This is a genomic window from Listeria cossartiae subsp. cayugensis (assembly GCF_014229095.1).
GTDB lineage: Bacteria > Bacillota > Bacilli > Lactobacillales > Listeriaceae > Listeria > Listeria cayugensis.
On record NZ_JAARZC010000001.1, the window covers coordinates 340903 to 354493 of the forward strand.

Annotated in this window: 11 protein-coding genes and 1 riboswitch; of the genes, 8 read left to right on the top strand and 3 right to left on the bottom strand. The window is 39.8% G+C overall.

The features are described 5' to 3' along the window. Nucleotides 1-4 precede the first annotated feature (4 nt). The 7 genes from HCB49_RS01655 (at nucleotide 5) to HCB49_RS01685 (ending at nucleotide 8772) form a co-directional block, all read left to right on the top strand. Complete coding sequence (locus tag HCB49_RS01655) at nucleotides 5-2470, top strand: hypothetical protein (RefSeq protein WP_185603915.1); 2466 nt, start codon at nucleotides 5-7, stop codon at nucleotides 2468-2470. A 113-nt stretch (nucleotides 2471-2583) separates the two neighbouring features. Then, nucleotides 2584-3987, top strand: a complete 1404-nt coding sequence (locus HCB49_RS01660; RefSeq protein WP_185603916.1) for a cryptochrome/photolyase family protein — start codon at nucleotides 2584-2586, stop codon at nucleotides 3985-3987. A 137-nt stretch (nucleotides 3988-4124) separates the two neighbouring features. Then, nucleotides 4125-4538 carry a DUF2177 family protein gene (locus HCB49_RS01665; protein WP_185603917.1) on the top strand — a complete coding sequence of 138 codons (414 nt, stop codon included), beginning with the start codon at nucleotides 4125-4127 and terminating at the stop codon, nucleotides 4536-4538. A gap of 2 nt (nucleotides 4539-4540) precedes the next feature. Beyond that, nucleotides 4541-6307: a DAK2 domain-containing protein gene (locus HCB49_RS01670; RefSeq protein WP_185604492.1), complete on the top strand. Its 1767-nt coding sequence runs from the start codon at nucleotides 4541-4543 to the stop codon at nucleotides 6305-6307. Continuing rightward, nucleotides 6307-7077 carry a DUF1295 domain-containing protein gene (locus tag HCB49_RS01675; RefSeq protein WP_185604493.1) on the top strand — a complete coding sequence of 257 codons (771 nt, stop codon included), beginning with the start codon at nucleotides 6307-6309 and terminating at the stop codon, nucleotides 7075-7077. Before HCB49_RS01670 ends, HCB49_RS01675 begins: the two co-directional genes overlap by 1 nt. A gap of 125 nt (nucleotides 7078-7202) precedes the next feature. Then, on the top strand, nucleotides 7203-7745 hold the full coding sequence (locus HCB49_RS01680) for a DUF1269 domain-containing protein (RefSeq protein WP_008947020.1): 543 nt from the start codon (nucleotides 7203-7205) through the stop codon (nucleotides 7743-7745). A 226-nt stretch (nucleotides 7746-7971) separates the two neighbouring features. Next, entirely contained in the window at nucleotides 7972-8772 is an 801-nt protein-coding gene (locus tag HCB49_RS01685) for a formate/nitrite transporter family protein (protein WP_185390733.1), read from the top strand. A gap of 38 nt (nucleotides 8773-8810) precedes the next feature. Here HCB49_RS01685 and metX read toward each other — a convergent pair whose 3' ends face one another. Continuing rightward, a complete protein-coding gene (gene metX, locus HCB49_RS01690; protein WP_185396793.1) occupies nucleotides 8811-9917 on the bottom strand; it encodes a homoserine O-acetyltransferase MetX in 1107 nt (368 codons plus the stop codon). Between the two features lie 16 nt (nucleotides 9918-9933). Then, complete coding sequence (locus HCB49_RS01695) at nucleotides 9934-11211, bottom strand: O-acetylhomoserine aminocarboxypropyltransferase/cysteine synthase family protein (protein WP_185603918.1); 1278 nt, start codon at nucleotides 11209-11211, stop codon at nucleotides 9934-9936. Between the two features lie 108 nt (nucleotides 11212-11319). Further along, nucleotides 11320-11420: riboswitch (SAM riboswitch) on the bottom strand. A 238-nt stretch (nucleotides 11421-11658) separates the two neighbouring features. Here HCB49_RS01695 and HCB49_RS01700 point away from each other — a divergent pair. After that, complete coding sequence (locus tag HCB49_RS01700; RefSeq protein ID WP_185390736.1) at nucleotides 11659-12186, top strand: HdeD family acid-resistance protein; 528 nt, start codon at nucleotides 11659-11661, stop codon at nucleotides 12184-12186. 78 nt (nucleotides 12187-12264) lie between these two features. Here HCB49_RS01700 and HCB49_RS01705 read toward each other — a convergent pair whose 3' ends face one another. Beyond that, on the bottom strand, nucleotides 12265-13590 hold the full coding sequence (locus HCB49_RS01705) for an LPXTG cell wall anchor domain-containing protein (protein WP_185603919.1): 1326 nt from the start codon (nucleotides 13588-13590) through the stop codon (nucleotides 12265-12267). Nucleotide 13591: the final 1 nt, after the last annotated feature.

Sequence of the window (13591 nt, forward strand, 5' to 3'; positions counted from 1 at the left end):
CGAAATGGCTTTCAAAAAAATAATCATTGTATTGACCACGGCGGCTCTTTTTCTTGGTTTTAAAGTAGTTATAGCGGCGGAAAATGGGAGTACTGATTTAGCAGCAAATGAGGCGATAGTTACCAATTTTGCAGAATTGAAAAAAGCAATTTCAGAAGATAATGGGATTGATACGGTTTATTTAGGTGCAGATGTTGAGCTATCAGGTGGTATTATTATCCCAGCGTCGAAAAGCAGCTTCACTTTATCAGGGAAAAATCCAGCAACGGGCGAAATTCATACATTAACAGAAACGATGGCATCATCAGGTGCCCAGAGCAGTGTCATTACCGTTAATACAAACGCGGGAACGAAAGAAACGACATTAAAAGATATTAATATTATTGGGAAAAATTACTATGGTACGATTTCGGTTTATGGGGCGGCGAAAAATGTCGTGCAAAACTATGAAAATATCCGTTATCAAGGACCGCAAATGATATACAATCTGAATGGTACAGCGAATTTTCGAGGAACGAATGATGTAACGATAGCATCAGTTGTCAGTGGTTCCGCGACACCAAATGAAGTGGCTGAAATTAAAGGTGTGAGTGTATCCGGGAAGCTAAACATTAATCATGCGAGCTCCAATGCGAATAGCGTTTTTTGGTTTGGCGGTGGGACTGCAGAAGTGAATACTTTTACGGTGGAAGAAAATGCAGATGTGACGGTACTTTCTAATGGAACGGGAATGTTTTATCGTTCGGGAACGAAGCCAATCGATATTGATGTGAAAAAGAATGCGAAGTTGGATATTACTTCTAACAATAATATTTTTCGAGATACACCGGGCGGGGCGGTTAAAATCGCTGAAGGTGCGGATGTGACGATGACGAAAACAGCTGGCGCGAATCCACTACTTTGGTCCGCAGGTGATATCACTGTAAGTCCTGATGCACGCTTAATTTTGAATAAAACAGGCGGGACTGGTTACATAATTCAGTTTTACAATGCGACAGCGAAGTTAGATATTCAAAATCCGCGGAGCTTTTTGATTGCGACAAATTCGAATGCGCCGATGTTTTACTGGCCGTCTGGAAATGCATTTAATTTAGATGCGCAAATGGTGAATTACTGGGATACGGCGGGAGCAATTGACCGAACTGATGCACCATCGCAAATGTTTAATTTACCGAGTGGCGAAAATGTGACGGGGAGCTTGACTTATACAGGGACAACGACGAAAATCCTTGCTAGTAATGCAGGAATGACAGCGACAAATTTTAATCAAAATACGGCTCGGATGATTGCGATGGGTCGCCTTGAAGGAACGATAAATCCAGTCGACGATGCAGACAATGAAGTCACTGGAACCGCAACCCCGAATGCGTTTGTTAGTATTGCATATACCGAAAATGGTGAGAATAAACTTTTAAAAGGGCAAGCAGATAGCGCGGGGGATTATCGAATAGCTATCCCCAGTGGTTTTATAAAGCCCTACATTGATTTAACTACTACAATTACGCAGGATCAAAAACGGATTACGTTAGATAATGTGACTGTAGAAGACGTATCACCGCCTAGTGGGGAAGCCGTTACGCAAGTTTTAAACCTCGGGGAGCCACTTCCAGATGTATCTAAACTAGTATCCAATATTACTGATCACTCGGATAACACAGTTGGTGCAGGTGTCACAACAACATTACGAAGCGCACCAGACACTAATGTATTTGGACCGGCAGAAGCAATTGTTCGCTTAGAAGATAAGGCACACAATTATGTCGACATCCGAGTACCTGTTTTTATTAAAGATGATATGACTGAAATACAAGACGATAAAGCTTTACGAGCGGCTGACTTTTCCGTGAATTTAAAAGAAATCATTGAGCTGAACGACGCAGAAATGCAGCAATTAATTTTAACGAAATCAGCTGCAAAAGCGTTTAATATCGAAACGGGCGAGGACTTAACGGCGCAAGTGAAAGTAACTAGTACCAATTTGGAAAAAGAAACTGGTTCCTATACAGCGACAATTCAAATTGGAAATTTAACGAAAGAAATTGCGATTCAAGTTACTGGTGAGTTGAAATTCAACCATGTACCAGAAACGATTTCTTTCGAATCTATCAAGCTTAATGAGCAAAAAAGTATTGCGAAACGAAACGCGGACTTTGATTTATCCGTGCTTGATTCAAGAGGAGCGGATAGCCAGTTTAGCGTGACAGCGACAGTGAAATCACCACTTACTTCTACGACTAATCCAGCACATATTTTGCCAAATGGGCTGATTTTCATTGATCACACTGGGGAGAAAAAACAGCTTTCCGATGAACCAATTACCATTTTTCAGTCGCAGTCGGCTAGTGAAATGATTGTTCCGATTGAATGGGCAGATGACCGCGGAATTCTTGTGGAAGTGGATGCGGCGGAAGCATATGTAGATGAAAATTATGAAACAACGATTGAGTGGACTTTGACGGATGCTCCTTAGAAAACCTGTTAGCAAAAGTTAACAGGTTTTTTAGTGTTATAAGCCCTTTGTTTTTCTAAATGCGATAGATTTTCGTATAATAGCGGTAAGTAATTTGCGAAAGGTGGGAAAGCATGACTTCCGTAATGTGGTTTCGAAGAGATCTTCGAGTAAGTGATAATAAAGCTCTCTATCATGCTAGTAAAGAGGACGATTTGATTTTGTTATTCCAAGTAAATCCAGCCCAGTTCATCACAGGAAGTCCTAGTCACCAAGCTTTTTTTGCAAGTGTGGCTCATTTTCAGCAAGAACTCGCTAAAACTGCCCGTTTGCAAATCATGTTTGGCGACCCGATGGAATGTTTGCAACAACTGAAAGAAGCAGTACCCACATGGGATAAAGTATTTTTCAATCGCGATGAAACTGGCTACGGGGCAAGTCGGGACGCGGCGGCGCAACAGTTCTTTGATGAGCAACAAATCGAGGTCCACGCCTTTCACGACAGCTACCTTCATTCAGCCGAAGAAGTAAAGAAATCCCCCACCGAATACTACAAAATTTTCACCCCGTATTATAAAAAATGGCGCGAAGAAATCAAGGAAATGCCATTAAAAGTCACATTAAAGCCGGAAAATATCAGGAAAGAAAGCATATTTCCAAAATATGAAGAACAGTTTGCGGAACTGGTTCGCGATGTACCTAGTCTTGATAACGGCGAACAAGCTGCAAACGCTCGGTTAGCGAGCTTTATTAAAGAAGATTTAACCGATTACGATAAAGCGAGGGATTTTCCGGAATTGGATAAAACAAGCCATTTATCACGCTATTTACGTACAGGTGAAATTTCGATTCGGACGATTTGGCAGGCGCTTCAACAAACGGAAACCACAGAAGGCCGAGCGACTTTCGAAAAAGAGCTGTGTTGGCGCGACTTTTATAATATGATTTATGTTTCTTTTCCTGAACAAAAAAATGAGCCAATCCAAGAAAATTATCGTTATATTGAATGGGAAAATAACCGTGTGTTTTTCAAGCGTTGGCAAGAAGGGCAAACGGGATTTCCGCTCGTTGATGCAGCGATGCGCCAATTAAAAGAGACTGGCTGGATGCACAACCGATTGCGAATGATTACAGCTTCTTTTTTAACAAAAGATTTACTGATTGATTGGCGTTTTGGCGAAAAATATTTTCAACAAATGTTGATTGATTATGACTCGGCGAGTAATATCGGTGGTTGGCAGTGGGCGGCTTCGACTGGAACGGATGCGGTGCCGTACTTTAGGATTTTTAATCCAACAACGCAATCAGAAAAATTTGATCCGACTGGCAAATTTATTCGAATGTATGTAAAAGAATTGGCGAATATACCGGATAAATTTATCCATCAACCAGAGAAAATGTCGGAAACAGAGCAAAAGGAGCATGGCATAATTATTGGAAAAGACTATCCGCTTCCAATTGTTGACCATAAAGAACGGCGGAAATTAGCCATTGCACGCTATGAGTTTAGCAAGGAGCATTACAGGGGAAATATATAGATAATGAGTCAATCATTTAATTAAATGGTTGACTTTTTTGTGGCAGTATTCACAAATGGTGAGTCTTGAGCAACCTTCTAGGAGTAGGGATAGAGGTATGTTAAAATTCACTTATCAAGTGATAAGGGGGAATCACAATGACGCAATTTTTAAAGCTATTTTTAACGAGTGCAGTAGTGTTTTTGATTTTTGATCTTTTTTGGTTACTCGTAGCTTCTAAGAAAATGTATCAACAATTTATTGGGGGCTTAATGGGGGATGTCCGGTTAGCGCCGGCGGTTATTTTTTACTTTATTTATGTTGTGGGCGTTACTTTTTTTGTATTATTACCGGGGACAGAGAAAGGAAGTCTAGGTTATACGATTTTGGCAGGGGCGCTTTTTGGCTTGGTTTGTTACGCAACTTATGATTTGACGAACTTAGCGACATTGAAAGATTGGCCAATTACGATGACGATTATTGATCTTGTTTGGGGGACATTTGTAACGACCGTGACTTCGGTAATTGTCTATTTTATTAATCTACATTTCTTCTCGGGGGCAGGTTCGTGATGGTGGAGTCTGAGAGCAAACGTCTATTACAAAGTATGCTAAACGGGGCAGCAGAGGTAATTAGTAAAAAAGATGAGCTGAATCGAATTAACGTATTCCCTGTAGCAGACGGGGATACGGGCAGTAATTTAGCTTCGTTAATGCAAGCGATTATTGATCATGTTTCCCTGAAAGACTACTCAACAAAGGAGTTACTGGAAGAAGTGGCTAGTGCGGCTTTAATCGGGGCGCGAGGCAATTCGGGGATGATTTTTGCACAATATTTAAATGCTGTTGCGGAAAGTTATCATCATTTGGAGTCTACTTTTGACGGGTTAGTTCAAGCGTTTCAAAAAGCTGTTCATAAAGCCTATGATGCTTTGCTTGATCCGAAAGAAGGGACGATTTTATCAGTGATGAAGGCGTGGTCGGAGGCACTTGCTGGGTCGTATGAAGTGGATAGATCTTTTCCGAAATCGTTATTAAATGCGCAAATCGTCGCGGAGCAAGCGTTAATTAACACGGAATTTCAAATGCCGATTTTACGGAAAAATCGTTTAGTGGACTCGGGGGCGAAAGGTTTTTATTATTTTATCGCGGGATTAACGAATGCTTATTGCGGCGGAGCGGTTTCTGCGCCAGTCAGTGTGGCAGTAAAAGAACAATTGGAAGAACATGTCCATTTTGAGACGAGTGAGCCAGTTTATCGCTATTGTTCGGAATTTATTATCAAGCAAGCGACTGTCTCTCATCAAACGTTGCGCGAGATTTTGGCGTTTCAAGGGGATTCGCTCGTAATTGCCGGCAATGAAAAACAAATCAAAATCCACATCCATACAAATGAGCCTCAGGAAGTTTTGCATAGTCTCTCGGAATATGGCGTGATGACGTATCAAAAAGTCGATGATATGCGGCTTCAATATGAAGTAACGAAAAAGCCGCGCGCGAAAATTGCGATAGTGACAGATTCGATTGCTGATTTGCCAGAAGCATTTTTACTGGAACATCAAGTGCATGTGTTGCCAATGAATATTTTAGCGGGAGAGGAAAATTTTCTTGATAAATTGACGATTGGACCGGCGCTGATACAAAGAAAACTTGCGCAACATTGTGATATGAGTACAGCGCAGCCAACGATACGAACCGTGGATGCCTTGCTGTCATTTTTAGAAAATAAATATGAACATGTGCTTGTTATCACGGTTTCGGCTAAATTAAGTGGAACGTATCAATTGATTAAGCAGCGAATCAAAGCGCGCAATTTGTCTTCGGACTGGATTCGTGTGATTGATTCGAAGCTGAACTCAGTCGCGCAAGGTCTTTTAGTGAAGCAAGCGGTAGCGTTAGTCGAGGCAGGCGAAACTTGGGAAGACGTTTGCCAGAAAATCGAACAATTGATTGAGCGGACTTTCATCTATGTCGCAGTTGCTGATTTGTCGCCAATGGTGCAATCTGGGAGAATTCCACGGGTTTTAGGCAAACTTGCGCAGAAATTATCGCTGTATCCGATTGTGAGCTTGGATGAGTCCGGGGACGGAAAATTGATTGGTATATCGTTTAGCCAAACGCAAAGTATGAAAAAAATCATAAAAAAAGTCACCAAATTACAACTGAAAGAGCTAGCGATTACGCATGTTTCTTCAGAACGTGATGCGGAAATTTGGCAGAAGCAATTTGAAAAGGAAACAGGAGAAGCTGGATATCTCGTGGATAGTTCGGCAGCAATTGCCATTAGCGCAGGGCTTGGAAGTGTCGCGGTCGCCGGGATTAAAAAGGAGGAAACAAGATGATGTATGGGATAGTAGCAATCGCTTTACTTGTTTATTTTGTACTTTGGTTTATTATTTCGAAAATAAAAGGGAAATATTCGCTCGTTGATATTGCTTGGGGTGGAGGCTTTGTAGTTGTAGCTTGGACTGGATTTTTAACTACTTTTAGCGTAACTACTCAAAGTATTACTATCCTTATTTTAGTTACGATTTGGGGAGTGCGTTTATTTTGGCATTTAGCTCGTCGTAACTGGAATAAGCCAGAAGATTACCGCTACGTCAATATGCGCAAACGCTGGGGAACGACGCTAGTAAATTTGAAAGCTTTTTTAAATGTGTTTGTATTGCAAGGAGTGCTCTTATTTATTATCGCTTTGCCGATTACGCATAGTTTTGCTAATGAGTCTGCGGCATTCGCTTGGTGGCAAATTCTCGGTATCGTTATCTGGATTATTGGCTTCATTTTTGAAGTTGGCGGTGATTTGCAACTAGAAAACTTTAAAAAGGATCCAGCTAACAAAGGAAAATTACTAACAACCGGTTTTTGGTCTGTTACGCGGCATCCGAATTATTTCGGGGAAGCACTTAGCTGGTGGGGTGTATTTTTAGTCGCATTAACGCAAATGACTGATTTTTGGCTGATCACTAGCCCAATCGTTATCACGCTATTGTTATTATTTGTTTCCGGGGTTCCGTTGCTAGAGAAAAAATATCAAGGTCGAAAAGATTTCGAAGCTTACGCGAATAAAACGTCCAAATTTTTCCCTTTTATTGGTAAAAAAGGTCTGTAAAAGTAGTGATTCTGTCTTAATAATGCTATTAATTGCTATTTGCAGGTTAGAGCGAGTAGAATAAGAGATGGGTATGATAAAACGTACCTAAATACAATACTTATGAGGCGAGAGGGGTACAACAGATGAAAAAAGAAAAAACAGTGTTAATTATGAATTTCGATGAAGAAAGTATTTCTTACCAAGCTTTCTCAGAAATGAAAAGATTGCACCAAGAACGCAAAATCATTGGTTATCAAATGGCGGTTGTAAAACATGAGCCAGGAAATAAACTTGTTGCACAAGATTTTCTTGATTTTACTGGTGCCGACAAAAATATGAAAGATAGCCTTATTGGGATGTTAATTGGTATTTTAGGTGGACCATTCGGAATTTTAATCGGTTGGATGGTTGGAGCAATCGTTGGTTCTATGCAAGACGCTGGCGAAGTGAAAAATGCTTTAAGCGTATTTGAAAGAACGTTAAAAACGATTCCAGAAGGTTCTACAGGCGTTATCCTTATTGCAACAGAACAAGAATTAGCAAATGTAAATGACGTAGCAATGGATGAGTTGCATGGTCGAGTGCAACGTATGGATGAAGCAATCGTAGCCCAAGAAATCAAAAGCGCACAAGAAACAGAAGGAAAAGCAAAAGATTCCGCGAAAAAACATTGGTTTGGTAAATAAAAAAAGTTAAAACGAGGACAGAGAAATCTGTTCTCGTTTTTTTTGTTTTAAGTTTATAAAAACGGGGAAACTAACACCATAAAACAACAAATGAGAAATTTTTCAAGATGGTAACGCTTAACTGATTTTTATTTTCTGAAAACTATTTGCATCAAATTAAAAACATGCTACAATAAACAAGTTGTGAATTTCACAAGAAAATTTTTTTGTTTGGAGATGAAATAATTTGGATGTGGAAAATAGTCCATTAATGCAGAAAATTGATTATAGTACGCGCAAAAAAATTGATTTAGTAAATAATAGTATTCTTCGTTATATTGTGCGCGCGATGTTAGCATGTTTATTCTTAACACTAGGGACTGCGGTTGCTGTGATGATTGGTGATAAAGTCGATCATTTTGCGCCAGGACTTGGTAAAATCACGTATGCGTTTATGTTTAGTTGGTCGCTTGTTATGATTATTTATATGAATGCTGAGCTTGGTACTTCTAACATGATGTATATGACAACTGGTGTTTATCAAAAAATTGTTAAACCAGGAAAAGCTTTACAAATTTTGCTTTTATGTATTGTTTGTAATTTATTTGGTGGAATTCTTGCAGGGTACTTAGTTTCCTTGACATCTGTTTTCCATAATTTACCTGCAGACCATTTCTTATTTACTGCCGTTAGCGGTAAACTTGAAAAAGCGCCACTAGAAATTTTTGTGGAAGGTATTTTCGCTAATATTGTTGTAAATACCGCCGTGCTTTGTACGCTTCGAATGAAAGATGATGCTGGGAAAGTCATTGCGATGGTTTTCATTATTTTCATCTTCGCATTCTTAGGGTTCGAGCACGTTATCGCCAACTTCTCATCATTCTCATTAGCATTTTTCGCTTCTGGTGGAACACTTGCTGCAATGACAGCGGGCAATGTGACCGTCAATTTAGTACTTGCTTTACTAGGGAATTTTGTAGGGGGAGGCCTTGTTATCGGACTCGGCTATGCTTGGCTTAACCGAACAAAATCAATTTATAAAGATTAATAAAAGAAGGACCTCAGAAATTTTCCGAGGTCCTTTTTTTATATGCTTTTAACAGGCAAATTACTTAAAAATGAGCGGATGAGTGGTTCAAATTTCGGCACTTCTTTCTCGACTAAGAAAGCGTCATGGCCATATTCGGAAGCCACTTCATGGTAAGTAACCGGCACATCCCATTCTTTTAAAAGTTCATAGCCACGCCGTAAATCGTGAATCCGGAAAAGTTGATCGGTCGTGATGCCGATAAGCAAATACGGAATTTTGATTTTCGAAAAAGCGGGCAGATCGTCTTTCGCAGGTGCTGTAACATCAAATAAATCAATGGCTTTCGTTAAATACAAATAACTATTCGCGTCAAATCGCTCGACAAAAGTATCGCCTTGATATTGTAAATACGACTCGATTTGAAAATGTTCTTTTGAGAAAGCTGCGGGGGAAGACTCGGCGACAGTGAAGCGTTCAAAACGTTTGGAGAACAGCTCGCTCGTCCGGTACGTCATCATCCCGACCATTCTAGCCGTGGCAAGCCCGCCTTCAGGTTGACCGACATAATTACCGCCATTAAAGTCAGGGTCATTCAAAATCGCCATACGCATAATCAGATTATAACCAATCGCGTCCGGTCCGGCAGCAAGCGGGGAGGCGATATTAATAATACTATCTGTAATATCCGCATAATCAATCGCCCATTCTGTCGCTTGCATCCCACCCATCGATCCGCCAATCACCGAAACAATCCGCGTAACCCCAAGCTGTTCCAAAAGTTCACGCTGCACCTTAATAATATCTTTAATCGAAAATCCGGGAAACTGTAATCGGAAAGGCTCGCCCGTTTTTGGATTAATCGAAGAAGGGCCAGTCGTGCCGCTACAACCACCAAACACATTCGTGCAAACGAGGAAATATTTATCGGTATCAATCGTTTTGCCCGGTCCGATATAATCATCCCACCAACCAGGCGCATCATCGTCAAAATGTTTCGCCGCATGAGCGGTTCCAGTAAGCGCGTGTTCTAACAAAATGCAATTATCGCGTGAGGCAGAAAGTGTCCCGTATGTCTCATAGCCAACTAAAACTGGGCTTAATGTTTCTCCATTTTCAAGTAGAAGAGGACTTTTTTGAAATAGTTCTTTTTGTTGTAAGGTCACTTCTCTTCACTTCCTCCTAAATTTGCTCTAGTGCTTTCGTTAAATCTTGAATGATATCATCGGCGTTTTCGATTCCAATTGATAAGCGAATCGATTCTGGTTTCACGCCAGCAGTTAATTGTTGTTCCTCGCTTAGTTGTTGGTGGGTTGTGGACGCTGGGTGGATAATAAGCGATTTTGCGTCGCCAACATTGGCTAAATGAGAGAATAATTCTACGGATTCAATCACTTTTTTACCAGCCTCATAGCCACCTTTAACGCCAAAAGTGAAAATCGAACCTGGACCTTTTGGTAAATATTTTTGGGCTAGCTCGTTGTATTTATTATCCGGCAAACCGGGATAGTTTACCCAAGCTACTTTAGGATGGTCGTTTAAGAAATTGGCCACTAGTTTAGCATTTTTCACGTGTTGCTCTAGGCGAAGAGAAAGCGTTTCTAGGCCTAAAATTAACAGGAATGCGTTGAACGGGGAAAGTGCTGCGCCAGTGTCACGAAGGAGCGAGACGCGTAGTTTGGTAATATAAGCCGCCGCGCCAACATCGTTTGTGTATGATAAACCATTATAGCTGTCATCTGGCACAACTAGCTTCGGAAACTTGCCATTTGCCCAGTTGAATTTACCTGAGTCAATGACCGCGCCACCAATAGCCACACCATGACCACCGATGAATTTCGTTGCCGAGTAAACGACGATATCAGCGCCAAAATCAAATGGGCGATTTAAATAAGCGGTCGCGAATGTGTTGTCAACGATGAGCGGGATATCGGATGCGTGCGCAACGTCCGCCACTTTTTCGATATCAACAATATTAATATCAGGATTTCCGATTGTTTCAATAAAGACAGCTTTCGTATTTTCTTTAATCGCTTTTGCAAAATTTTCCGGTTCGTTAGGGTCAACAAAAGTAACGTCAATCCCAAAAGTTTTAAATGTATGAGAGAAAAGAGTGTGCGTTCCGCCATAAAGTGTTGCGGCTGCGACGATATGATCACCGGAACCAGCAATATTTAAAATAGAGTAAGTGATAGCGGCCATACCAGAAGCAGTTGCAACGGCACCAATACCACCTTCAAGTAAAGTTAATCGTTCTTCTAAAACAGCAGTAGTAGGATTCATAATGCGGGTATAAATATTTCCAGTTTCTTGTAAACCAAATAAGGCTGCGGCATGTTCCGGGCTATCAAATGTATACGACGTTGTTTGATAAATTGGCACGGCTCTTGAGTGCGTGTCTCCGTCGGGCGTATGTCCACCGTGTACTTGAATTGTTTCGAATTTATACTCATTACTCATAAAAACCACTCCTCTTTAATATGTATTTATCAGTAATTTCCATCAAAAAACCTCCCTAGCAGTATATAAGCCGCCAGAGAGGATAGAGTTTCCTAAACATGGATTTCCGACTTATCTTTCAGAATATACTGCTGGAATTAGCACCGTGAAAATAAATTCCGGTTGCTAAGGCTTCAAAGGGCCAGTCCCTCCACCTTTCGTGATAAGAAAATACTATTAAATTAAGTTATATATTACGCTGGATGATATGAATTGTCAACTATGTATTAAAAAAGGCTAAAATTAGTTCTTTTTATGATATTTTTGTGAAAAAGGCATTTTTTTAAGAGAATAATTACGCGCGCAAGGTTTTAAATCCGCTTTTTTAGGCTATTATAGTTAAGACTAATTATATTTCATTAAACATGGGGTCGAATTAGAAAAAATAAAGGGGAGTTGAAATAAAAAATGAAAACTTTTACACGAATTCTTGTTTTATTAGCGGGGATTGCCATGGTTATTCTTGGATTTTGGTTCTTATTCCATCCGGTAGTTTCCTTGTTAACCTCGACATTAATGGTTGGTTTCTTATTACTCATTTCAGGTATTTTCCACACAATTACTTATTTTTCAGATAGAAAATCACAAAATATTTCTGGCTGGGTGCTAGCTGACGGGATTTTATCCATCGTACTAGGTTTCTTGCTATTATTTAATGAATTTGATGGAACTGCAACACTTATCTTACTTTTCGGTATGTGGGTATTGTTTGCTGGTATTATGCGTACAATTGGTGCATTTACCGCCAAACAAAACAACGTACGCGGCTGGGGCTGGATTTTAACAATTGGTATTATTGGTATCGTTGTTGGATTTATCGCTTTGTTCAACCCAGTAGTTTCCGCAATTGGTATCATGATCGTTGTCGCAACATTCTTCATCGTTCAAGGTATCGGCGCAATTGCTACATTCTTCTTTATGGGTAAAAATTATTAAAAAAAAGCGAAACCAATTTTAAAACTGGTCTCGCTCGATAAGAAGAGAAGCTATCTAAATTTAGATAGCTTCTTTTTATTATGCGTGTTTTTTACGAAGTAGAATCAATGCGCCACTTGATAAAAGGATACCGATAGCTGCTAGTGGAAGGCTGCTTTCATCCCCAGTTTTTGGTAATGATTTCTTAGATGTATAAGTGCTGTTTGATTTATGTGTAGTTTCTTTTGTTGAATCACTTTTAACAGTTGGTTTTACAACAGGTTTATTAGGATTTACGACAGGTTCATCAATAACTTTACCAACATATACAAAACTGGCTTCTTCACTATAGTTACCATTGTCGTCATAAGCAATTAAAGAAAATTCATCATTATTTTTGAAAGGTGTTTTTAGATTGAAAGTAAAGTCACCTTTTGCATCAGATGTAGTTGTTGCAATCACATCTCCAGCTTTGTTAAACATTTCAACTGTCACATTTGGAGAAGTATTTCCATATACTGTTGACGCAGTGCTAGAAGTTTCGTTAATTGTTGGTGTTTTAAGTGTGGCTACGCTATTAACGACAAAATAAGAAACAGTTAGTTCAGCTGTATTCCCAGCTTCATCTGTTGCAACAATGATTGCTTCGTGCTGTCCAGTTGTTGAAGTGGTTGCTTCATGACCAGCTTTGAAAGAAAGAGTCACTTTTCCGGAATTATCAGTAGCTGTTGCAAGATTATCAGCTGACAAACTTTCTCCTTTTGTAAAGACAGCATCTTTGTCAATTACTTTTAAAACTGGTGGAGTTTGGTCAACTACTTTGTATGATGCTGTATATTCTTGTGTTTTACCGTCTTTAGTAGCTACGATGATTGTGGAGAAAGTACCAGTAGCTGAAGTGGATGGTGTGGATTTGAAACTTAAAGTTGCTCCATTTTCAGGTGTTGCAAATTGACTTAATGTAGGTGTTGAATCTTGAGCTAATGTTGGAGTAGATGCCAGTGTAGCATAAGGAGGCATTGCTGTGACTGTATAATTCACAGGAACTTCAAGTCCAGATCCATCTCTGAATATGATCAAATAGACGAATGTGTAGTTTCCAGGAATCTTAGTTTCAGGTGGATTAGTATTACCATTTTTAAATTGAATCATAATTACTTCAGTTGAGTCAGAGTTATTTAAAAAATCGCTTGCGGAAACAGTATCTCCTGATTCAAGTGTAACGCCAGTTTTTGCAGTTACAATACCTTGATCTGCCATTTCAGTCGAAGTACTTTTTAATGCTTGTGATTTTAAATTAACCTCCGAAGTTGGAGTAGTTGAGTTGTCTGGTTGTGTAGTCTCGGCTGCAAAAGCAGGAGCGCTAATTGATAATGTAAGTCCAAATGCTAAAGATGTAGCTAATATTTTTTTCATGTTCTTCATA